The sequence below is a fragment of the Haloferax denitrificans ATCC 35960 genome, assembly GCF_000337795.1.
GTDB lineage: Archaea > Halobacteriota > Halobacteria > Halobacteriales > Haloferacaceae > Haloferax > Haloferax denitrificans.
The window spans coordinates 124,647-145,609 of sequence record NZ_AOLP01000012.1 but is presented as its reverse complement, the minus strand read 5'-3'; the positions used below and the strand labels follow the sequence as shown (position 1 = coordinate 145,609).

The following is a 20,963-nucleotide window of genomic DNA, read 5'->3' as shown; positions in this document are numbered from 1 at the left end:
ATGCGGGACAGTTCACCATGTGACGGTTTCAGACGTTCCGTCTCCCCCCCTCACGTTCTACTGGATATAACCGCTATGTCTTGCGATTTCCGGCGTCGCTATTTCACTTCCGCTCCGCTCTACCTACGGTTATGTGGTTTCCGTCCGTCCTATGAATCCGTGCAGTTCGAACCCGGTCGCCGGCCGTCGGCGTAATTGAACTAAACCTGATACGTTCGGCGGTCGGACCTCCGAGTTCGAAGCCCTTAACCAACCACGCAACACACACCAATATCGTCACCAATGAGCGGAATTTCCGGACACTATCGACGCGACCTCGCCCGAACGCGGCTCGGGCGGGAGGGACAGTAAGATGAGCGACGCGAACCTCTCGACGGACGAACTCGTGCTTCCGGTCAAGCGGACCGAAGGCGAGACCCTCGAAGCGCGGATGACGGGCAACGCCTACAACAACATTCTCCCGGCCCGTTACCTCCGCAAGGACGCCGACGGCGACCTCGTCGAGACGCAGGAGGACCTGTTCCCCCGCGTCGCGAAGAACATCGCGCTCGCCGAGGCCGTCTTCGAGGCCGAAAAGCGCGACATCGAACTCACGGTCACCCCCGACCTCATCAAGCCGGACCACCCGCGCCGCGACGAACTCGCCGCGGAGGTCTTCGGCACGGGCGTCACCGCCGACGACGAGGCCGAGACGACGCTTTCGGTGTACAACGTCAACAAGTTCGCCTACGACACCCTCGTCCCCGAACTCCCCGAGGAGGTACGCGACGTCGTCGTCGAGAAGCGCGAGACGTTCGAGGAGCTGATGGAACAGCTCTCCTTCATGCCGAACTCGCCGACGCTCATGAACGCCGGCGACGAACTCCAACAGCTTTCGGCCTGTTTCGTCGACTCCCCCGGCGACGACATCACCGACATCCACCAGACGGCCAAGGAGGCCGCCGAGGTGTTCCAGTCCGGCGGCGGCATGGGCTACGCGTTCTGGAAGCTCCGCCCCTACGGCGACGCGGTCGGCTCGACCGGCGGCATCGCCTCCGGCCCCATCACGTTCATGCGGACGTTCGACCAGATGTGCGAGACCATCGCGCAGGGCGGCGCGCGCCGCGGCGCGCAGATGGGCGTCATGCGCGTCAGCCACCCCGACGTCATCCAGTTCCTCCACGCGAAGAACAAGGACGTCTCGCTCGCGCACACGCTCCGCCTGAACGACCCCGACGACTTCACGCACACCAAGTTCGTCGACGCGCTCGACGAGGCGCGCGAACTCATCGACGAGGACGGTCGCGTCCCCAAGCACCTCCGCAACGCCGTCGAGGGCCACCTCTCGAACTTCAACATCTCCGTCGGCATCACCGACGGCTTCATGGAGGCGCTGTACAACGACGAGGAGTTCGTCTTCACGAACCCCCGCACCGAAGAGCCGCACGTCGCCACGCCCCAGACGAAGGAGATCTACGACATGTTCGGTCTCGGCGAGCACGTCGAGGTCGGCGAGGTGCTTTCGGTCCCCGCGAAGGAACTCTGGGACCAGATTATCGAGGGCGCGTGGGAGAACGGCGAACCCGGCGTCGTCTACCTCGAACGCGCGAACAAACAGCACTCCTTCGACGTCGAAAAGCACCCCGACCACCAGATTCTCGCGACCAACCCCTGCGGCGAACAGCCGCTGGAGGAGTACGAGGCGTGTAACCTCGGCCACATCAATCTCTCGACGCTCGTCGCCGAGGATTCGCCCGACTGGCGCGTCTGGTACGACGCCCACGGCGACGAGTACGACTCGCTGGAGGCCGCGACCGAGGCGTTCCTCGAAGACGCCGTCGACTGGGAGGAGTTCAACCACCGCATCGAAAGCGGCACGCGCTTCCTCGAAAACGTCGTCACGATGTCGGACTTCCCGGTCGAGAAAATCGAGGAGAAGGTCCGCGAACTCCGCAAAATCGGCCTCGGCATCATGGGTCTCGCCCAGCTGTACATCCAGCTCGGCGTCCGCTACGGCTCCGACGAGGGCAACGAAATCGCCCAGCAACTCATGACCCACATCAACCACGGGTCCAAGCGGGCCTCCCACGAACTCGCCGCAGAGCGCGGCCCGTTCGAGGCGTGGGAAGACTCGAAGTACGCGAACCCGACCGAGTACCGCGAGTGGTTCGAACACCACACCGGCGAGGACGCCGACGACTGGGAAGACGGCTACCCCATCCGCAACCACAACACGACGACCATCGCCCCGACGGGCACCACGTCGATGGTGTCGAACACCACCGGCGGCTGTGAGCCCATCTACAACGTCGCCTACTACAAGAACGTCTCCGACGACGTGCAGGGCGACGAGATGCTCGTCGAGTTCGACGACTACTTCCTCCGCGTGCTGGAGGCCAACGACATCGACGTCGAGGCCGTGAAGGAAGAGGCACAAGAGCAGATGGCGAGCAACCAGTTCGACGGCCTCGCCTCGCTGTCGACGGTTCCGGACGCCATCTCCGAGCTGTTCGTCGTGACCTCCGACCTCGCGGGTATCGAGCACGCGGGCGTCCAGTGCGCCCTTCAGAGCGGCGTCGACTCCGCCATCTCGAAGACCTGTAACTTCCCGAACAGCGCCTCGAAAGAGGACATGGACGAGGTCTACCGCTACATCTACGACCACGGCGGCAAGGGCGTCACCGTCTACCGCGACGGCACCCGATCGAAGCAGGTGCTCACCACGCGCGCGAAGAACACCGAGTTCTCCGACGACGAGGAGGCCGCCGAGGCCATCGTCTCGCAGATTCGCGACGTGTTCGGCGACGTGGAGGCGTTCCTCGAATCCGAGGAGGTCTCGGACCTCATCGGAAGCGAACTCGAACTCGCCTTCGCCGACTCCCCGAGCGACGTGGGCAAAAAGCGCCCCCGCCCGGACGTGCTGTACGGCGTCACCCAGCGCATCGACACCGGCTACGGGAAGCTCTACGTCAACATCAACGAGGACGAACACGGCGAGCCGTTCGAGCTGTTCGCCAACATCGGCAACTCCGGCGGCTTCACCGCCTCCTTCACCGAGGCGCTCGCCAAGACCGTCTCGACGTCGCTCCGCTCGGGCGTCGACCCCGAGGAGATTGCGAACGAGCTGAAGGGCATCCGGAGCCCGAAGGTCGCGTGGGACAAAGGAGAGCAGATCAACTCCATCCCGGACGCCATCGGCACCGCCATGCGGCGGTACCTCGACGGCGACATCGACAAGGGCTACCCGCAACAGCAGAACCTGACCGAGGTCGAAGCCGAGGCCGCCGCGGCCGAGGACGCGGACACCGACGGCGGCGTCGCCGTCGACGACGGCTCCGACAACGACGCCGTCGCGGACCTGCTCGCGGCGGGCGAGAGCCCCGAGTGTCCCGAGTGCGGCGAGATGGACCTCTACTACTCCGAGGGCTGTAAGACCTGTCAGAACTGCGGCTGGTCCGAGTGCTGAACGCGGGGCGGTAACTCCCCGCAGTCGCGGTCTCGTCTCTCTTCCGCTCTGTTCTTTTGTCCTCTCCGGAGGTCCGTACTGTTCGTCTCACGGTGCGTTCGAAACCGTTGCATGAGCCCGTCGGAATCGAGGGGAACTCCGAGACACATCAAATATTCTTCAAAACTGTCTCTCGCAGAGGGTAGTTAGGGACTTAAACACCATATAAACACTATATTAATGCCTAAATCACGGGGTGAAATAACACATTAATCTGGCACGTAGATTTAAGTTATCCCGGAGATACCGGTCGGGTGGACACACCGCGACGGGTGCCGGGCAGGGATGCTGGTCGCGCGACAGCGACGCGCCACCGGTGTCTTCGGCGAGCTGATACCGTCCGGGTGTCGGACATAACGCATGCAACTCAAACATCTCTTCACGGAAGACCGTGCAGTCAGTCCCGTCATCGGGGTTATCCTGATGGTGGCGATCACAGTCATCCTCGCGGCCGTCATCGGGACGTTCGTCCTCGGCCTCGGCGACCAAGTCAGCGAGACCGCTCCGCAGGCGAGCTTTAGCTTCGATTACAACGGAGAAGGAAACCTCACCATCACCCACGAGAGCGGTGAACAGATCGCCGCAAATCAGGTGACGGTGACTGGCGACATCGACAGTCCGGACGGGAACTGGACCGATTACGGTGGAACGGACCCCATTAGCGCAGGAGACTCCGCTGTCGTTAATTCCACGGGAGCCGCGTTCGCTGACGGCGACACCGTTCGCGTCGTCTGGAACTCGCAGAGTGGAAGCACGTCCTCCACGCTCCAGCAGTGGACCTACAACGGATAGATGAATTTCAAACAACTCCTCGCCGAGGACGACGCGGTCTCGCCGGTCATCGGCGTCATCCTCATGGTCGCCATCACGGTGATTCTCGCGGCCGTTATCGGGACGTTCGTCCTCGGTCTCGGTGACCAGGTCGGCGACACCGCCCCGCAGGCGAGCTTCGGGTTCGACTACAACGGCACCGCCCTCACGGTCACCCACGAGAGCGGGTCTTCCATCGACGCCGCGCAGGTCAACATCACCTCGTCGGTCGCACTTGACAACACCTCGGGTACGGAACTCCCAGGGTCGAGCGGCACGACCGCGACTTGGGAATGGATATCCACGGATACGGAAATCACCGCCGGGAGCCAAGTGACGGTCGTCGAGCAGAACGCCGACGACCTCTCGACCGCGACTGTTCGAGTCATCTGGACCTCCGAGAGCGGCAGTAACTCCGCGACGCTCCAGAGCTGGTCCGGACCCGACGCCTGAACGCAACACCGCCTTCGCGGCATCGTTTTCTTCCGACCGACCGACTCCGCGAGCCGCGGGTGATTCGACTCCCGCGGAGCGTGTCCGGCGGCGTCGCTGACGCGCGCTCAGACAGACGAACTACGCCGTCGCGAGAACAGACGGTTCTTCGCCGTTACAACGGGGATGCGCCGGTCTCAGACCGGGCGGCCCTCTTCGGACGTGCCGACCAGCCACGTTCCGAGGGTGAGCGCACCGGCACCGACAACGACCGCGTAGGACATCACCTGTGCGGAGTTCGGTAGCGTTCCCGGCAGCATCGCGAGCGTCCCGACGATCATCAGCGCCATCCCGATGACGGCTTTCTTCGAACTGAGCAGTCCCATGTCGGTCTCTCCGGAAGCGTCCGATATGGAACTTGCGCTTTTGCTCGGGGTTACTCGTAGTCCTGTTCGCCGGCGGGGACGACCACGTCGAGCCAGTTCTCCTCCGGCGGAAGCGGGCATTCGAAGGCCTCGGTGAACGCGCAAAACGGGTTGTACGCGAGGTTGAAGTCGACGACGACCTCGTCTAACTCGTCGAGGGGCGCGTCGGGCGTGAGTTCCATGTACCGACCGCCGTTGTAGGTCTGCTGGCCCGTCGTCTTGTCGCGGAAGGGGACGAAAAGCGTCGGCGAGTCGTCGTGTTCCTGGCGGTACGCGCCGAGGGTGAGGTCGGTGTCGCGGAGTTCGAAGTGGAACGTGGCGACGCGGAGATACCGGACCTCGCCGTCCGTCGAGGTGTTCATCGTCACCGGCTCGGGGTCGGCGTGCGTCTCGACCGACGCGGTCACGCGGTAGTCGGGGTCGGGGTCGAAGTAGTCGAGGCCGTCGAAGTCGTCGCGCTTCTCCGGCGGAATCGGCGACTGCGGGTGCGACCCGAAGAAGTCGTCTTTCTCCTCGCGCTTCGCCCGGAGTTCGGAGACGTAGGCGTCGGCGTCGAACGCGTCGTCGGTCATACGCGCCGATACCCGCCGGCGACACCTACACCTGACGGTTCGGGGCCGCGGCGACGAACGCGTTAGGCGGACACGTGACGCTTGGCGACCGAGATTCGTTCGAACTGGTCGGGCGTGAGGTCGATGTCCGCGGCCGCGACGTTCTCGCCGAGTTGGTCGACCGTGCGCGCGCCGACAATCGGCGCGGTGACCTGCGGGTGATGCATGAGCCACGCGAGGCTGACCTGCGCGGGCGACGCGCCGACCGCCTCGGCGACCTCCTCGACCCGTTCGAGCGCGTCGAAGTTCGACGGCGTGAGATACGAGTCGGCGAACCGCTGGTCGTTCGCCGCGCGGGAGTCCGCGGGCGGGCGCTCGTCGCGGGCGTACTTGCCCGTGAGAAAGCCGCCGGCCAAGGGCGACCACGGGACGACGCCGATGTCGTAGTCGGCGCACATGTCGAGGTAGTTGCCCTCTATCTCGCGGTTGACGGCGTTGTACCGCGGCTGGGCGACTTTGAACGGCTCGTAGCCCCGCTTGTCGGCGAGTTCGTTCGCCTTGACGACCTTCCACGCGTTGGGTTCGAGCGTCGAGGTGCCGAGGTAGTTCACCTTGCCGTCGCGGACGAAGCCGTCGAGCGTCCGCATGAACTCCTCGACCGGCGTCTCGTCGTCCCACCGATGGATGTACAGCAGGTCGACGTAGTCGGTGCCGAGGCGGTCGAGGATGCGGTCCATCTGGCGGCGGAGGTGTTTCCGGTTGAGCCCGCGGCCGTTGGCGTCCTCGCGCGTGGGCCAAAAGATTTTGGACGCGACGACGAAGTCCTCGCGGTCGCGTTCACCGAGCCATTCGCCGATGTACCGCTCGCTCGCGCCGTCGCCGTACATGTCGGCGGTGTCGATGAAGTTCCCGCCGGCGGCGGCGTACGCGTCGAGCAGTTCGTGGGCGCGGTCGCGGCCGACTTCGACCTCGCCGTCGTCGTTCTGCCGACCGAACCGCCACGTCCCGAACGCGAGTTCGGAGACCGTCGTTCCCGTCCGTCCGAGTGGAACCATCGCGAGCGACATACCGACCCCGAAGACCGGACCGCGCTAAAGCGACTCGATTCCCGACGGTCGAAAATGAGGGACGTGCGTGGGTGGGCGGGCGAACGCACAGAGTCCGAGAGACGTGTGAAAATCGCGGGAGGTGCGGTTGAGGCGCGATGGAGGCGCGCCGGAAGCGTAGGGGGAGGGAAGAAAGACGGGAGACATGAGCGGATGGGGGCGCGGAAGTGGAGGGAAAACGCAGGCCGTGTCGGTGTGAGCCGCGGACGCGCGACTACACGACCGCGTCGTCTACGACCGAGCGTAGTTGTGGCCGACTACGAGCGCGAGCGCGTTGAGCGCGAGAAGCGCGCCGAAGACGGTGAACTCGCTCGCTTCGAGGCCGCCGAACAGCAGGGGAAGATACAGGAACGGGAGGGCGACTGCGGCCCAGAAGCCGACGAACCGAAGCGGTGCGGCGACGAGTTCGAAGCCGAAGCGAAGCGACTGTTCTTCCGTTAGGAGCTCGCGGAGTTGGGAGAGGCGTTCACGGGGGACCGTAGATGGGGAGTTCGACATTGGTTGGGGGGCACCTACGACTACGACATGGAGCGGAGGGGTCATAATTAGGTGCGAGAATTCGACTCGTTTCATACTCGTTTACCTGCGACTATCAGGTAAATGTGAAGTTTCATCGCTAGACGAGCGCCCATCTAATACTTCATAATCGTATCTAACTCTTTTATTCACGGGATAGTCACGCGTTCTTGAACGGTCGTCGAACCCTGAATTTCCGCGGGTTTTCTCCGATGCGAACGTGGCGCTCGATACAGTCGGTAACTCGACACGTCGTCCGCGGTCTGGCGAGTGATTCGGTCGGCGTCGCTCCCGCAGGGATTTAGCCCGCGAGCGCAACTGTCGGGGTATGCCCGACCTCAATCGCGTCGCAAAGCGCATGTACAACATCCACCCGAACGCCATGCGCCTCGTCGTCGGCGAGGAGATAGACGGCACGTTCACGCTGGACAGCGCGGAGTTCTTCCAGACCGATTTTCAGGCCGAAGGCCGACTCAACGGCGACGGCGCGGTCTATCGGTTCGCGACGACGGAGAACAACGACGCCGTCGTCGTCGGTCGACAGCGCCCCGGCGAGGACGGCTGGACGATGGTCGGAGAAGTGGAGTCGGTCGAGCGGGCGGACGCGACGGACGAGACGGACGAGACGGACACGACAGACGCGTAGCCGCGTATGGCCGCGTGCGTCAGTCGGCCGCGCCGGTCCCGTCACCGAACCGATAGCGGAGTTCGCGCCGAATCGCCCCGCGCTTCAGGAGGACGAACCCGAGGAAGATGAGCGCGAACCCGCCGACCGTGGACGAGGTGGGGACCTCGCTCAGGAACGCCCAGCCGGCGAGCGCCGCGAAGACGGGTGCGACGTACGAGACGAGGTTGATTTCGATGGGACCGAGCCGCGCGAGCAGGTCGAAGTAGATGAGGAAGCCGAGCGCGCTCGCCGCGAGTGAGAGATACGCGAGCGCGGCGACGGACTGGACGTTGAGAACGACCGAGCCGACGCGCTCGCCGAGCCCGACGGACGCGACGTGCATCAGCCCCGCGCCGAGGAGCATCGACCACGCCTCCATCGTCTCGATGGGCATCTCGGAGTCGACCCGACGGGTCAGGACGGAGCCGAGGGCGAACGCGGCGGCCGCACCGAAGATGAGGAGTTTCGCGACCGTGCCGCCGGCGAGGAGGTTGCCCGGGTCGAGCTCCGAGAGGACCGCGACGCCGACGAGGCCGAGGAGGAGACCGACGACGCCGAGCGCGGTGAGTCGCTCGCTCGGGAGCAGGAGTCGCGCGAATCCGGTGGTGAGAACCGGGCTGAGGCTCACGATGACAGCCGCGGCGGCGCTCGTCACGTTGGGGTCGGTCTCGCCGATGAACAGAAGCGCGTGGTACGCGGCGATGAGGAACACCGCGCCGATGGCGATTTCGGTCCACTCGGACCTGCCGCGCGGGAGCGGCGAGTCGGTGGCGTACAGCGCGTAGGCGAGCATCACGACCCCCGCCACGTCGTACCGGAGCGCCGCGAACAGCACCGGCGGGAAGAACTCCAGCCCGGCTTTGATGGCCATAAACGCGGACCCCCAGACGGCGGCGAGGACGACGAACAGACCGACGTTTCGGTACCGTGTCACAGCGATGGTGCGCCGGGGAGGTGCCTGAACGTTTCGTTACGGCCCGGTCGCAGGTTCCCGACTCGCCCCCCGAATACGGGGTACGTTTATTACGTCCCATCTCCGAAACGTTCGTATGGCCGTGACCGGCCGTCCCACACTTCGGGACTTGTTCGACGAGTCGCCGACGCCTCACATCGCACACCCGCCGCGCACGCACCAACGGCACTTCTACGTCGCGACGGACGGGTCGTACCGCCCGAACGGCGGTGGACTCGGTGCAGTGATAGAGACCCGCGACGGCGAGCGAGTCGCCCGTATCGCACTCCCTGACGTGCCGCCGGACAACAACGTCTCGGAGTATCGCGCACTTCACCTCGGACTGGACGTGCTCGCCCATCGCGCGCCGCCGGGCGCTCGCGTGGGCGTCCTCGTCGACCACGACGACCTCGCCGCGAACGTCAACAACGCCGTTCTCGCCGGCGACCACCCCGACTGGAAGTCGCCGAAGCGAATCGTCGTTCCCGCCGGGAGCGAACACCACTGGCGGGGGATTCAGGCCCGCATCGCCGGATTCGGCGAGCTTCGCGCCGCGCGAATCGACAGCCGCGAGAACCCCGCGCACCCGCTGGCGAACGCGCCGAGCGAGTACGAACACGTCAACCGTCGCGCCGACCGCTGTGTGCTCCCTGACCCCCCGGAGTTCGAAGCCGACTCCGGCACGGACGTGAGCTACCTCCCGCCCTCGCGGTTCGAAGGGCGCGCGAGCGACTGAGCGCGAGGCGTCTGAGACCCGTCCCCGTTCGCCCCGCCCATCGCGCGGGCCGCCGAGCGCGAGCAGTCCCACCGGGGCGTCGCTTCCCGGGCCGCAACCATCGGGCGGTCGTCCCGTCTCCGGCCGGTCACTCCACTGTCAAAAAGTTGACAACGCGGAGCGGCGACGCCGGACGTATGGACCCCACGGAGACCGCCGACGCGTTCGACCCGCGGCGACGCGGACGCTCGCCGCTCGGTGTGACCGCGCGTCGCCATGCGCGCCGACTCGTCGTCACCGCCCTCTTGACGGCCGTCTTCGTCTTCGCCGCCGTCCGCGACCCCGGGCTCCTCGCGCCGACCGCCGGCGTTTCGCCGACTGCCGGTATCTCTCTGACACCCGGTGTTTCGACAGCTGTCGTCGGAGTCGGCGACCCGACTTTCATCGTCCGGCTCGAACTGGGCGTGCTCGCTGGATTCCTCGCCGCCGGCGTCTCGCTCCTCCCCCTCGCCGACCGCGACCCCGCGGTCGACCTCCGCGCCGCCTCGGGGTGGCTCGCGCTCGCCGCCGCGGGCTTCCTCGTCGGAACTCTCGTCGCGCGGCAGTTCGCGCCGGCCCTCGCTGACCTGCTGGTCGAATGGGGCCGGGTCGCGGCCGACTCCCGCCAGTCGGCGCTCGAACTCGAACTGTTCTTCCCGGTCGCGGTCGGCGGCGGCGCGGCCGTCGCCCCGCTCCTGCTCGGGTTACGCCGCGCCGGCGCGCTCTCCCGGCGACTCGCCGGGCGGACGAGAGGGCTGTCGCTCCTCTGTCTCGTCGTCTTCGCCGCGTGCTTCTCGCCGCCGGACTCGACGACGTTCGCGCTCTACGCGGCCCCGCCGGCGGTCGGGCTGGGCGTCGCCGTCGCGTGGGTCGAGTTCGGGTAAAAAAGAATAATCGAGAGTCGGACTGCGCGTTACGCTTCTTCCTGTGCGTCCACGACCGCCGTCGCCGCCAGGTCGCACGACCATCTTTTTCCGGTTCGGGTTCGCTCCGCTCACCCTCTCCGCAAAAAGCTGGACCAAAAAGGCCCTCGCTCCGCTCGGGAGCTTACTCCTCTTCCTGCGCGTCCACGACTGCCGTCGCCGCCAAGTTCACGATGTCCTTGACTTCGTCGCCGCGCTGGAGGACGTGAACCGGTTTGTCCATGCCGACGAGCATCGGGCCGATGGCCTCCGCGCCGCCGAGACGCTGGAGCAGTTTGTAGCCGATGTTGCCCGCTTCGAGGTTCGGGAACACGAGGACGTTCGCGGGGCCGTCGAGTTCCGCGAAGTCGTAGGTGCCTTCGAGGATGTCCTCGACGAGGGCGGTGTCGGCCTGCATCTCGCCGTCGACCGGGAAGTCGACCTCGGGGTCGCCCTGCAGGAGCGCCGCGGCGTCGCGGGGCTTGCGCGTCCCCTCGTTCGTGACGCTCCCGAAGTTGGAGTACGAGAGGAGCGCCGCGCGCGGCTCGACGTTGAACTGGCGGGCGAGGTCCGCGGTGTGCTTCGTAATCTCCGCGAGAATCTCCTCGTCGGGGTCGAGGTTGACCGTCGTGTCGGCGCAGAAGACGACGCGGTTCTTGAACGTCATCATGTAGACGCCGGCCGCGTAGTTGGCGTCGGCGGCGGTGCCGATAATCTGGAGCGGCGGGCGGAGCGCCGACGGGTAGTGGTGGGTCAGCCCCGTCAGCATCGCGTCCGCGTCGCCGACTTCGACCATCACGCTGGCGAAGTAGTTCGAGTCGCGGCGGACGAGTTCCTCGGCCTCGGACTTCGTGACGCCCTTGCGCTGTCGAAGCTCGTAGAGGCGGTCGACGTAGTGGTCCCACTCGCCGTCGCGGGGGTTGGCGATGGTCGGGTCGAAGTCGAGACCCAGCTCCTCGGCCTTCCGCAGAATCGTCGTCGTCTTCCCGACGAGGATGGGTTCGGCGATGCCCTCCTCCTGCATCTGGTAGGCGGCGCGAATCATCTTCTCGTCTTCGCCCTCGGCGAGGGCGACCCGCTTGGGGTTCGACTTCGCCTTGTTGAGGACGACGCGCATCATCTCGCGGGACTTCCCGAGGCGGGCTTCGAGGCGCTCGCGGTACGCGTTCATGTCGAGGCGCTCGCGGGCCGCGCCGGAGGTCATCGCCGCCTGCGCGACCGCGGGGGCGACCTCGAACAGCACGCGGGGGTCCAGCGGCTTGGGGATGACGTAGTCGGGGCCGAACTGGAGCGGGTGGTCGCCGTAGGCCTTGACGACCGCGTCGGGCACGTCCTGCCTGGCGAGTTCGGCGAGCGCCTCGGCGGCCGCGCGCTTCATCGCCTCGTTGATTTCGGTCGCGCGCACGTCGAGCGCGCCGCGGAAGATGAACGGGAACCCGAGCACGTTGTTCACCTGATTCGGGTAGTCGGAGCGCCCCGTCGCCATGATGACCGTGTCCTCGCGGGCGTCCTTCGCGTCCTCGTAGGTGATTTCGGGGTCGGGGTTCGCCATGGCGAAGATGATGGGGTCGTCGGCCATCGACCGCACCATCTCCTGACTGACAATGCCGCCGACCGAGAGGCCGGCGAACACGTCCGCGCCCTCTATCGCGTCCGACAGCGACCCCTCGTCGACCGGCTGTGCGAACTCGGCTTTGTACTTGTTGACGTCACCTTCCTCGACGCGCGACTCGGTGATGATGCCCGAGGAGTCGCACATCGTGATGTTCTCCTTTTTCGCGCCGAGAGAGACGTAGAACCGCGCCGTCGCGAGCGCGGACGCGCCCGCCCCGGAGAAGACGATGTCGAGGTCGTCGAGGTCTTTGTCGGTGACGTCGGCGGCGTTCAAAAGCGCCGCGCCGGAGATGATAGCCGTGCCGTGCTGGTCGTCGTGGAACACGGGGATGTCCATCTGTTCGCGGAGCTGTCGTTCGATTTCGAAGCACTCGGGGGCCTTGATGTCCTCCAAGTTGATGCCGCCGAACGTCGGCTCCATCGCCTTCGTCGCCGCCACGAACTCGTCCACGTTCGTGATGTCGAGTTCGACGTCGAACACGTCGATGTCGGCGAAGCGCTTGAACAGCACGCCCTTGCCCTCCATCACCGGTTTCGACGCCTGCGCTCCGATGTTCCCCAGCCCGAGGACGGCGGAGCCGTTGGAGACGACGCCGACGAGGTTGCCCTTCGCGGTGTACTCGTAGGCGGCGTCTTCGTCGTCCGCGATGTCGAGACACGGCGCGGCCACGCCCGGCGAGTACGCCAGGCTCAGGTCGCGTTGGGTGTTCGTCGGCTTCGTCGTCGCGATTTCGATTTTTCCGGGCGGGTCCTGTCTGTGATATTCCCGTGAGTCGTCGTCCAGTCCCATGAACCACACCTCCTCGCGCAGGGGGCAAAAAGCTATTCAACAACGTCGAATTTTGACTTCGACAATAGTCGAACCCTCGGCGGACGGCGGCGAGGTCGGAACGCCGAATCGACGCCGCTCCGCTCGAAAAATTACTCCGTTTCGATGTGAAGAATTTCCGGGCGTTCGAGTTCGACCGTCTCGTCGGCGTCGGTCACGGTCCGGGTCGGCCAGCGGCCGGTCGCGGTCAGCACCTCGACGCCCTCGTCGGTGACGAGCGCGGTGTCCTCGCTCTTTGCGCCCTGAATGGTCGGGTTGTAGGCGTAGCCCATCGGCACGCGGACCTCGTCGTCGGCGTCGGGCGCGGCGAACCACTCCCGGCCGGCGAACCCTGCCGCGCCGCCCTGATGATGATTCAGCCACTCCTCGGACTCGCCGACCGCGTCGTAGGCGTCGCGGATGGCGTCGAACACGTCGCCCGCGGTGCCGCCCGCCGCGGCCGCCTTCCGGGTCGCCGCCAGCGCCTCGGTCTCGACCCGCATCGCGCCCTCGTGGCGGGTTTCGAGCCACTCGGGCGCGTCGAACGCGACGGTCCGCGTGCAACTCGCGTAGAGGCCGCCGCGCTGGGCCGTCACCGAGACGAGGGCGTAGTCGCCGAGTTCCTCCTGTTTGGGCGTGTAGTGGCGGTACTTCTGGGCGCGCCGCCCGCCGCCGACGAGCACCACCGGCGCTTCGATGCCCATCGCGCTGAGCGTGACCTTCAGACCGGAGGCGACCTCGTGTTCGGTGTCGCCCGGCGCGAGTTCGCGGCAGACCCGCTCGACCGCGCTCGCCGCGTCGCGGCCGAGTTCGCGGTAGGCCTCGATGTCGGCGTCCGAAAGCGGCTGGCGGACGGCCGCGGCGTCCACGTCCGCGAAGCCGGGCACGTCGAAGTCGGCGGCGGCGGGGGTCGGCGAGACCGCCTCGACGCCGGACGCCAGCGACCCCTCGTACCACTGGAAGCGGTGGACGCGGACGTCCTCGTGGGGCACTTCCTCGTGGAGCAGGCGGGTCGCTTCGATGTTGTCCGTCACGACGTGGAACTCGTCGCCGTCGTAGCCGGCGGCGGCGACGCCCAAAGGCGAGTCGCGGTCGACGACGTTGTCGCCGCCGAGGAGCCACGCGAAGGAGTTCGGTCGGGCGAACCAGACCGCTTCGAGGTCGCGGTCCGCGAGATATGCGTTGAGTCGGTCCGCCCGGGAGTCGAGTCGCTCGTCCATGTTCGCGCGTCCAACCGAATCGACTTGAATGGGACGGCTCGGACGACCCGGACGAACCGGTCCGACGCGACCGAGACGACCCAGTCCGACGCGACCCGGCCGGCCGGACCCGGCGCACGAGGCGGTCGCGCGGTGACACCTTCGAGGACCATACCGACGAGATATAAGTTCGCGCGGTTCTGACCCACGCGTATGACACCTCGGCTTCGCCGCCTCCTCGCGGGGGCCGCCGCGATGACCGGCGTCCTGATGGTCCTCGGCGTGTACACCGCCGCCGCGGGCGCTGGGCTCACCTGCGCCGGCCGCTGGCCGTTCTGCGACGGCTTCCTCGGGCTGTTCCCGGCCAACTGGGGCAGTTTCCTCGAATGGTTCCACCGCCTCGTCGCCATGCTCACCGGCTTCCTCATCCTCGGGACGACCGTGCAGGCGTGGCGCGAGGGCGTCGCGAAAGGAGTCCGCTACGCGCTCGTCGTCGCCACGGTCATCCTCCCGTTCCAAATCGTCCTCGGGGCGCTCACCGTCACCGAGTACGAGTGGGTCATCCTCACCGCCCACTACGTGGTCGCGACCTCCATCTTCACCGCCGTCGTCGCCGCCGCCGCGTGGGGGCTCGCCGACCGCGGCATCCCCCGCATCGCCGACGCGGTCAGACTGGCGCTCGTCGGCGCGCCCGTCATGCTCGTCCTCGCGCCCCATGCGTTCGTCTCCTTCGGCCCGACGACGCAGGCCGTCTACTACGTCGTCGGCCTCACGACCTACGCCGCGCTCGTCGCGGTCACTCTCTGGGCGAACGCCGCTCACGGCCCGCGGGCGGACGCCTACGACCGGCTCAGATTCGTCACCGCGCCCGCGAGCGTCGTGGTCGTCGCGCTCCTCATCGCCGGTCGACAGGTGTACGGGCCGGCGCTCGAACTCGCCCACCTCGGCGGGACGGTCCTCGCGCTCGTCCTCGTCGTCGGCGCGGCGGTCCTCGTCCGCGGCGGCCTCCCGATACCGCAGGCCGGCGCGACGAACGACGCCGACTGACGGCGGAGCGTGACTTCGGGTTGGGGCGCACTCCGTTTAACAACTAAAATACAAGAAATGAGATAACTATCGGCAATATCCACAACTTTCGCAATTCGAGTTGCATACTACTCCGATAAAACGACGATATGGCGAATCCGTTTCACGGTTAGAGATATATCCCACCCATCCACACAATTCCCGGATATTTTTCGTCAATATCGGAACGAATTGACGAACGGACCGAAGAAGTGTTATACGGGGCTGTGCTACCTGATGGCTGTTATGGAACGTCGCACCTTTCTGAAGGGCTCCGCCGGGGCCGCGGCCGCGTTCACGCTGGCCGGCTGTCTCGGCGGCGGCGGCAGTAGTAGCGAGACGATTACCATCGGCTCGGACATCCCGTACCGGCCGTTCGAGTACGAGACGACCGAGGGCGAACTCGTCGGCTTCGACGTCGACATCGCCGAGGCGGTCTTCGGCGAGCTCGGCTACGAACACGAGTTCCAGAAGACGAGCTTCGACAGCATCATCCCCTCGCTCAACAACGGGAACTTCCGCGTCATCATGTCCGCGATGACCATCACCGAGGACCGCGCGGAGCAGATCGACTTCTCGGACCCGTACTTCACCGCCTACCAGACGGTCATCGTCCTCAACAGCAGTGATATCTCCTCGAAGGAGGACCTCCGGGGCGTCACCGTGGGCGTCCAGAAGGGGACGACCGGCGAGAGCGCCGCGACCAGCCTCAAAGAGGAGTTCGACGGCGACCTGACGATTCAGAGCTACGACCAGGTGACCGGCGCGTTCGACGCGCTCCGGAACAACCAGGTCAGCGCGGTCGTCAACGACAACACCGTCAACGCCGCCTTCGTCGACCAGAGCGACAACGTCCGGTTCCTCGAAGGTCCCGGTGCCGCCGAGGAACAGGGCAAGGAGAACGCCCCGCCGTACCTCACCCTCACCGTCGAGGAGTACGGCATCGGCTTCCGGCAGGACGACGACGACCTGCGCGAGGAGGTCAACGGCGCGCTCCAGACCATCCGCGACAACGGCACGTACGACGAGATTTACTCGGAGTACTTCTCCGGATAAGCCGAACCAGGACGCGTTTTTTATCCCACCACTGTGAGAAACACTACCAATGGCTGAATCCTACTCCGAGGGACGAACCGGTGACGGTGAGTACCAAGAGCAGTTCTTGAACGACAAAACGCTCAGGCGGCTGGGCGCGGCCATCGCGGGACTATTCACGCTCGGAGTCGGCGGGTTCATCGCGGCGATTATCTTCACCCAGGTCGATTTCGAACTCCTCGTCGAGATTATCCACCCGCAGTTCGTCAACGCGTTCCTGCGAGTGCTCGGTATCGTCCTCGTCGGGAGTCTGTTTTCCGTCACCGCGGGCGTCTTCGTCGGACTCGGTCGGGTGTCGAACACGAGGTTCACGAACACCGTTGCGACCGCCTACGTCGAGTTCTTCCGCGGGACGCCGCTTCTGTTCCAGTTGCTCGTCATCTACGTCGGGATTCCGGCGTTCTGGCCGCCGGGGCAGTTCCCCATCTCCAACTGGGCGATTCCGACCGCGATTATCGGACTGACGCTCAACCACGCCGCCTACGTCGGCGAGGCCGTCCGCGGCGGTATCGACGCCGTCCCGGAGGGCCAGATGGAGGCCGCCCGCTCGCTCGGGATGTCTTACGTGCAGGGCATGCGCGAGGTCGTCCTCCCGCAGGCGTGGCGCAACGCGCTCGCCGCAATCGGCAACGACCAGGTCATCCTCGTGAAGGACACCTCGCTCCTGACGGTCATCGCCATCCCGGAGCTCATCAGCGCGTTCCGCAACGTCAACTCGACCACGTTCGACCCGTGGACGCCAATCCTCCTCGTCGCCATCGCCTACCTCATGATTACGATTCCGCTCGGTAAAATCGTCAGTTACCTCGAAGCCCGCTCCGACTGGGGAGGTGACCGCCGATGAGCCTCCTCGAATTCGACGAAGTGGACAAGTACTTCGGCGAGACGCACGTCCTGAAGGACGTCGACCTCGACGTCGAAGAGGGCGAAGTGTGCGTCGTCATCGGCCCCTCGGGGTCCGGGAAATCGACGCTCCTCCGCTGTGCGAACCGCCTCGAAGAGATTCAGGGCGGCGAGATTCGGCTCGAAGGCCAGTCCATCTCCGCGGAGGACGCGGACATCAACCGCCTGCGCCAGCGCATCGGCATGGTGTTCCAGAGCTTCAACCTCTTTCCCCACAAGACGGCGCGGGAGAACGTGACGCTCGCGCCGACGAAGGTCAAGGGCCTCAAAGAAGGAGACGCCACGCGGCGCGCCGACGAACTGCTCGACCGCGTCGGCCTCGGCGCGCAGTCGGACTCCTACCCGAACCAACTGTCCGGCGGCCAGCAACAGCGCGTCGCCATCGCCCGCGCGCTCGCCATGGACCCCCACGTGATGCTGTTCGACGAGGTCACGAGCGCGCTCGACCCCGAACTCGTCGGGGAAGTGCTCGACGTGATGCACGACCTCGCCGACGAGGGCATGACAATGCTCGTCGTCACCCACGAGATGGGGTTCGCCCGCGAGGTCGGCGACCGAATCGTCCTCATGGCCGACGGCCGCGTCGTCGAGGACTCGCCGCCCGAGGTGTTCTTCGAGAACCCGAAGACCGACCGCGGCAAGCAGTTCCTCTCGAAACTGCTCTGAGCCGGGGTAGCCGGGCACACACCCGGAATCTTCCAACAAGCTTATCCCCCGAAACGCCGCTTCCTGCGGCATGAACTACGCTCCCCGCGAATTCAGTCACGAACCGCCCGATAGCGAACGCACCAAGGCCGTCCTCTTCTGTCAGACCTGCGGCCGCGCCGCCGGCATCGACGCGTGGCCCGAGCGGACGCGCGACGGCCGGACGGTCCGACTCGACTGTCCCGACTGCGGCGAGGTCGTCTGGCGCGGCCTCGCGGACGACGAGGCGTCCGAGGAGCGTCGAACGCCGACGCCGACGCCCTGAGCCGGCAACGAGCCAACGAGCGTCCCAACCGCCGAACTCCGCTTTTACGGGACCATCACTTCGACGCCGACGGTGTCGTAGTCGGTCATCGCGGCCAGCCGTTCCGGAACCTCGTCGAGCGAGACGGTCTTCGTCACGAGCGAGCCGGGGTCGACCGCGTCCGACGCGAGTAGCGACAGCAGGTCGTCCGCGCTCGTCGGCGGCATCCCGCGCGCGCCGAGGAACGACACCTCGTGTCTCGTCATCCAGTCGGTCGGCAGGGACACGTTCCCCTTTTCGGCCTCGGTCGTCAGGCCGACCTGCACGTGCGAGCCCCGCGGCCGGACCGAGCGGACCGAGTTCCGGCAGGTCTCGGCGACGCCGAGCGCGTCGAGCGAGACGTGCGCCCCGCCGTCGGTCAGCCCCCGGATGGCGTCCACCGGGTCCTCCGCGGAGCCGTCGACGACGGCGTCAGCGCCGAGGTCGGTCGCGGCGTCGAGCGCGGACTCGCGCACGTCGACCGCGACGACGCGCGCGCCGAGGACGTTCGCCACCTGAATCGCCGACAGGCCGACGCCGCCACAGCCGTGGACGGCGACCCACTGGCCCGCGCGGAGGCCGGCGCGGGCGTCGAGGGCGTTGTAGGCCGTCATGAACCGACAGCCGAGCGCGGCCACGTCGGTCGGCGAGACGTCCTCTGGGAGCTGAATCGCGTTGTAATCAGCGGACGGGAGATGTACCAACTCCGCGAACGCGCCCTGCGCGGACGGTTCGAAGCCGAGGGCGTGCGGATGGTCGCCCGTGCAGACGTTGCCGTGGCCGGTCTGGCAGTAGCCGCACGAGCCGCAGGCGAGGTTGAACGGCAAGGCGACGCGGTCGCCCTCTCGAATCGTCTCGACGCGGTCGCCGACCTCGACGACGCGGCCGGCGGGCTCGTGGCCGAGAATCTGGCCGGCGGGGACCGCGTCGTCGGCCCACTCGCCGTGGCCCATCCACGAGTGCCAGTCGCTCCGGCAGATGCCGCAGGCCTCGACCTCGACGACGACGCCGTCGGGGTCGCACGTCGGGTCGGGGAGTTCCGTCACGTCGAGCGGTTCACCGTGTTCGCGGAGGACTGCGGCTCTCATAGGCGCGGTTCGTCGGGCGGCCCCAAAAAGCTCCGCGTGGCGTCAATCCCCGGGCATCGGTGCGGCGGAAACGAGGCAGAGACAGGGCGGAAACGCGGCGCGCAGTCCCGCTCAGAAGAAGTCGTCGAGGCCGGACTGCCCGTCGTCGGTCGAGGCGTCAGAGTCGTCGCTCTCGGCCGACTCGTCGGCGTCGGCGTCGGCGTCGCGGTCGAGCACGTCGTCTGTGGCGTCGCCGTCGCCGTCGGCGGCCGCGTCGTCGCCCTCGATAGACACGCCTTCCATGCCGGCGAACGCGCCGCCGGCGTGTTCCTCGACCAGTTCCTCGCGGAGTTCGCCGGCGTCCTCGACGATGGACTGGACCTTGTTCGTCGTCTCGCCGCTCCCGGTGACGAAGGAGACGTGCGACTCGTCGAACTCGTAGTAGGCGGCCATGGCGACGGTCAGTTCGCGGGGCTTGCAGTGGTGGGTGATGGCCGAGAGGTACGGGAGGACCTCGCGGCGGGCGGTCGCCATGCTGAAGCCGCCGTTCTGCGCGATTTTCCGGACGACGGTGTCGCGGGTCTTGTCGCGGGTCGAGCGGTAGGGCGCGCCGCCGTAGCGGGTCCACCCGCCGCGGGTCCGGTCGCGGGAGGCCGCGACGCCGGCGGCGAGGTTGTCGGTCGCGTAGCGCCAGTAAGAGTAGTTCTGCGTGGCGCGCACGCGGCCGAGCCAGCGGTCGGCGTTGGCGAGGAAGTCGTAGGCGCGGGCGAGTTCGTCGGGTTCGTAGACGAGCGACACCTTGTCCTCGACCCACTTCGTGAGGTCGTCGGGCGTCTCGTCCACGTCGTAGGCGGTGTACAGCGCGTCCTGTGCGGACTCCTCTTTGAGGACGGCGTCGAGGAACTCGAACAGGCCGACAGAGCGGTCGCGGTCGCCCATGACCACGTCCTCCTCGGTGATTTTCTCGCGGCCCTCGGCGACGGCCTGCAGGTCGTTGACGGCCGAGCGAAGGTCGCCGCTGTTCATCTCGGCGATGCGGTCGAGCGCGTCGGACTCGAACTCCAGTCCCTCCTTGCGGCAGATGTCGCGGAGGACGGGGACGATAGAGCGGGCGGACACGTCGCGGAACTCGATTTCCTGACAGGCGTTCCGGAGCCCGCGGCTCATGTCGTAGAACTCGTTGGCGATGAGGACGATGGGCTGGCTCGACGACTTGACGAGGCGGGTGACGGCGCTGGCCCCGCCGCGGTCGTAGTTGCCGTGGATGTTGTCGGCCTCGTCGAGGATGACCAACTGCCGGGTGGACGTGCCCGTCGACGAGCCGGCGAGCGTCGCGTTCTTCGCGGCGCGGCCGGCGAAGCGCTCGATGACGTCGCCGGTCCGCTGGTCCGACGCGTTCAACTCGACCGTCTCCCAGCCCATGTCGGCGGCGAGCGCGTGGGCCGCGGAGGTCTTTCCGATGCCCGGGCTCCCGTGGACGACGACCGCCTCCCGGTGGTCGTCCCACGTCTTGGCCCACTCCGCGAGGGCGTCGCGGGCCTTGTTGTTGCCGCGGACCTCGGAGAGCGTCGATGGGCGGTACTTCTCCGTCCAGTCTACCATTACCGGAAGGAGGACCGAGGCGC

The 20,963-nt window shown here is 66.6% G+C and carries 20 protein-coding genes; 11 read left to right on the top strand and 9 right to left on the bottom strand.

All coding sequences use genetic code 11. The features are described 5' to 3' along the window. Nucleotides 1–352: 352 nt before the first annotated feature. From C438_RS12510 to C438_RS12500, 3 genes are all read left to right on the top strand, one after another. A complete protein-coding gene (locus C438_RS12510; RefSeq protein ID WP_004969817.1) occupies nt 353–3,445 on the top strand; it encodes an adenosylcobalamin-dependent ribonucleoside-diphosphate reductase in 3,093 nt (1,030 codons plus the stop codon). A gap of 399 nt (nt 3,446–3,844) precedes the next feature. Then, nucleotides 3,845–4,276 (top strand): type IV pilin, encoded by a 432-nt coding sequence (locus C438_RS12505; protein ID WP_004969815.1) that lies wholly within the window; start codon nt 3,845–3,847, stop codon nt 4,274–4,276. Continuing rightward, the gene (locus C438_RS12500) at nt 4,277–4,747 is read left to right on the top strand and encodes a type IV pilin (protein WP_004969814.1); all 471 of its coding nucleotides are present in this window, start codon (nt 4,277–4,279) and stop codon (nt 4,745–4,747) included. A gap of 176 nt (nt 4,748–4,923) precedes the next feature. On the opposite strand, the gene C438_RS12495 is transcribed toward C438_RS12500, so the two are convergent. From C438_RS12495 to C438_RS12480, 4 genes are all read right to left on the bottom strand, one after another. Then, nucleotides 4,924–5,112 carry a hypothetical protein gene (locus C438_RS12495; RefSeq protein WP_004969811.1) on the bottom strand — a complete coding sequence of 63 codons (189 nt, stop codon included), beginning with the start codon at nt 5,110–5,112 and terminating at the stop codon, nt 4,924–4,926. Between the two features lie 50 nt (nt 5,113–5,162). After that, entirely contained in the window at nt 5,163–5,723 is a 561-nt protein-coding gene (locus C438_RS12490) for a DUF1684 domain-containing protein (RefSeq protein ID WP_004969810.1), read from the bottom strand. 62 nt (nt 5,724–5,785) lie between these two features. Further along, on the bottom strand, nt 5,786–6,769 hold the full coding sequence (locus C438_RS12485; protein WP_004969808.1) for an aldo/keto reductase: 984 nt from the start codon (nt 6,767–6,769) through the stop codon (nt 5,786–5,788). A 270-nt stretch (nt 6,770–7,039) separates the two neighbouring features. Then, on the bottom strand, nt 7,040–7,306 hold the full coding sequence (locus C438_RS12480; RefSeq protein WP_004969806.1) for a hypothetical protein: 267 nt from the start codon (nt 7,304–7,306) through the stop codon (nt 7,040–7,042). 346 nt (nt 7,307–7,652) lie between these two features. On the opposite strand from C438_RS12480, the gene C438_RS12475 reads away from it, so the two are divergent. Further along, entirely contained in the window at nt 7,653–7,970 is a 318-nt protein-coding gene (locus C438_RS12475) for a hypothetical protein (RefSeq protein ID WP_004969804.1), read from the top strand. Between the two features lie 19 nt (nt 7,971–7,989). Here the strand turns inward: C438_RS12475 and C438_RS12470 are convergent, their stop codons facing one another. After that, nucleotides 7,990–8,925 (bottom strand): DMT family transporter, encoded by a 936-nt coding sequence (locus tag C438_RS12470; protein WP_004969801.1) that lies wholly within the window; start codon nt 8,923–8,925, stop codon nt 7,990–7,992. A gap of 115 nt (nt 8,926–9,040) precedes the next feature. On the opposite strand from C438_RS12470, the gene C438_RS12465 reads away from it, so the two are divergent. After that, nucleotides 9,041–9,679 (top strand): hypothetical protein, encoded by a 639-nt coding sequence (locus tag C438_RS12465; protein ID WP_004969798.1) that lies wholly within the window; start codon nt 9,041–9,043, stop codon nt 9,677–9,679. A 176-nt stretch (nt 9,680–9,855) separates the two neighbouring features. Next, complete coding sequence (locus tag C438_RS12460; RefSeq protein ID WP_004969797.1) at nt 9,856–10,581, top strand: hypothetical protein; 726 nt, start codon at nt 9,856–9,858, stop codon at nt 10,579–10,581. A gap of 163 nt (nt 10,582–10,744) precedes the next feature. Here C438_RS12460 and C438_RS12455 read toward each other — a convergent pair whose 3' ends face one another. Next, nucleotides 10,745–13,003, bottom strand: coding sequence for an NADP-dependent malic enzyme (locus C438_RS12455; RefSeq protein WP_004969795.1), 2,259 nt, complete (start codon nt 13,001–13,003; stop codon nt 10,745–10,747). Between the two features lie 131 nt (nt 13,004–13,134). Beyond that, the gene (locus C438_RS12450) at nt 13,135–14,241 is read right to left on the bottom strand and encodes a M24 family metallopeptidase (RefSeq protein ID WP_004969792.1); all 1,107 of its coding nucleotides are present in this window, start codon (nt 14,239–14,241) and stop codon (nt 13,135–13,137) included. Between the two features lie 234 nt (nt 14,242–14,475). Here C438_RS12450 and C438_RS12445 point away from each other — a divergent pair, with 234 nt between their 5' ends. From C438_RS12445 to C438_RS12425, 5 genes are all read left to right on the top strand, one after another. After that, nucleotides 14,476–15,267 carry a COX15/CtaA family protein gene (locus C438_RS12445; RefSeq protein WP_004969790.1) on the top strand — a complete coding sequence of 264 codons (792 nt, stop codon included), beginning with the start codon at nt 14,476–14,478 and terminating at the stop codon, nt 15,265–15,267. A 264-nt stretch (nt 15,268–15,531) separates the two neighbouring features. Next, nucleotides 15,532–16,341, top strand: a complete 810-nt coding sequence (locus C438_RS12440; RefSeq protein WP_004969788.1) for a basic amino acid ABC transporter substrate-binding protein — start codon at nt 15,532–15,534, stop codon at nt 16,339–16,341. 49 nt (nt 16,342–16,390) lie between these two features. Then, complete coding sequence (locus C438_RS12435) at nt 16,391–17,224, top strand: amino acid ABC transporter permease (RefSeq protein WP_004969786.1); 834 nt, start codon at nt 16,391–16,393, stop codon at nt 17,222–17,224. After that, nucleotides 17,221–17,949, top strand: a complete 729-nt coding sequence (locus C438_RS12430; protein WP_004969783.1) for an amino acid ABC transporter ATP-binding protein — start codon at nt 17,221–17,223, stop codon at nt 17,947–17,949. The genes C438_RS12435 and C438_RS12430 overlap by 4 nt, the downstream gene beginning before the upstream one ends. Nucleotides 17,950–18,019: 70 nt before the next feature. Further along, complete coding sequence (locus C438_RS12425; RefSeq protein WP_004969781.1) at nt 18,020–18,253, top strand: hypothetical protein; 234 nt, start codon at nt 18,020–18,022, stop codon at nt 18,251–18,253. 44 nt (nt 18,254–18,297) lie between these two features. Here C438_RS12425 and C438_RS12420 read toward each other — a convergent pair whose 3' ends face one another. Further along, nucleotides 18,298–19,359 carry a zinc-dependent alcohol dehydrogenase family protein gene (locus C438_RS12420; RefSeq protein WP_004969780.1) on the bottom strand — a complete coding sequence of 354 codons (1,062 nt, stop codon included), beginning with the start codon at nt 19,357–19,359 and terminating at the stop codon, nt 18,298–18,300. Between the two features lie 111 nt (nt 19,360–19,470). Next, a complete protein-coding gene (locus C438_RS12415) occupies nt 19,471–20,940 on the bottom strand; it encodes a replication factor C large subunit (protein ID WP_004969778.1) in 1,470 nt (489 codons plus the stop codon). Nucleotides 20,941–20,963: the final 23 nt, after the last annotated feature.

Excerpts from the sequence above, each read along its gene's own strand:
- C438_RS12510 (WP_004969817.1), top strand. The coding sequence starts at position 353 with ATGAGCGACGCGAACCTCTCGACGGACGAACTCGTGCTTCCGGTCAAG.
- C438_RS12505 (WP_004969815.1), top strand. The coding sequence starts at position 3,845 with ATGCAACTCAAACATCTCTTCACGGAAGACCGTGCAGTCAGTCCCGTC.
- C438_RS12500 (WP_004969814.1), top strand. The coding sequence starts at position 4,277 with ATGAATTTCAAACAACTCCTCGCCGAGGACGACGCGGTCTCGCCGGTC.
- C438_RS12495 (WP_004969811.1), bottom strand. The coding sequence starts at position 5,112 with ATGGGACTGCTCAGTTCGAAGAAAGCCGTCATCGGGATGGCGCTGATG.
- C438_RS12490 (WP_004969810.1), bottom strand. The coding sequence starts at position 5,723 with ATGACCGACGACGCGTTCGACGCCGACGCCTACGTCTCCGAACTCCGG.
- C438_RS12485 (WP_004969808.1), bottom strand. The coding sequence starts at position 6,769 with ATGTCGCTCGCGATGGTTCCACTCGGACGGACGGGAACGACGGTCTCC.
- C438_RS12480 (WP_004969806.1), bottom strand. The coding sequence starts at position 7,306 with ATGTCGAACTCCCCATCTACGGTCCCCCGTGAACGCCTCTCCCAACTC.
- C438_RS12475 (WP_004969804.1), top strand. The coding sequence starts at position 7,653 with ATGCCCGACCTCAATCGCGTCGCAAAGCGCATGTACAACATCCACCCG.
- C438_RS12465 (WP_004969798.1), top strand. The coding sequence starts at position 9,041 with ATGGCCGTGACCGGCCGTCCCACACTTCGGGACTTGTTCGACGAGTCG.
- C438_RS12460 (WP_004969797.1), top strand. The coding sequence starts at position 9,856 with ATGGACCCCACGGAGACCGCCGACGCGTTCGACCCGCGGCGACGCGGA.
- C438_RS12455 (WP_004969795.1), bottom strand. The coding sequence starts at position 13,003 with ATGGGACTGGACGACGACTCACGGGAATATCACAGACAGGACCCGCCC.
- C438_RS12450 (WP_004969792.1), bottom strand. The coding sequence starts at position 14,241 with ATGGACGAGCGACTCGACTCCCGGGCGGACCGACTCAACGCATATCTC.
- C438_RS12445 (WP_004969790.1), top strand. The coding sequence starts at position 14,476 with ATGACCGGCGTCCTGATGGTCCTCGGCGTGTACACCGCCGCCGCGGGC.
- C438_RS12440 (WP_004969788.1), top strand. The coding sequence starts at position 15,532 with ATGGAACGTCGCACCTTTCTGAAGGGCTCCGCCGGGGCCGCGGCCGCG.
- C438_RS12435 (WP_004969786.1), top strand. The coding sequence starts at position 16,391 with ATGGCTGAATCCTACTCCGAGGGACGAACCGGTGACGGTGAGTACCAA.
- C438_RS12430 (WP_004969783.1), top strand. The coding sequence starts at position 17,221 with ATGAGCCTCCTCGAATTCGACGAAGTGGACAAGTACTTCGGCGAGACG.
- C438_RS12425 (WP_004969781.1), top strand. The coding sequence starts at position 18,020 with ATGAACTACGCTCCCCGCGAATTCAGTCACGAACCGCCCGATAGCGAA.
- C438_RS12420 (WP_004969780.1), bottom strand. The coding sequence starts at position 19,359 with ATGAGAGCCGCAGTCCTCCGCGAACACGGTGAACCGCTCGACGTGACG.
- C438_RS12415 (WP_004969778.1), bottom strand. The coding sequence starts at position 20,940 with ATGGTAGACTGGACGGAGAAGTACCGCCCATCGACGCTCTCCGAGGTC.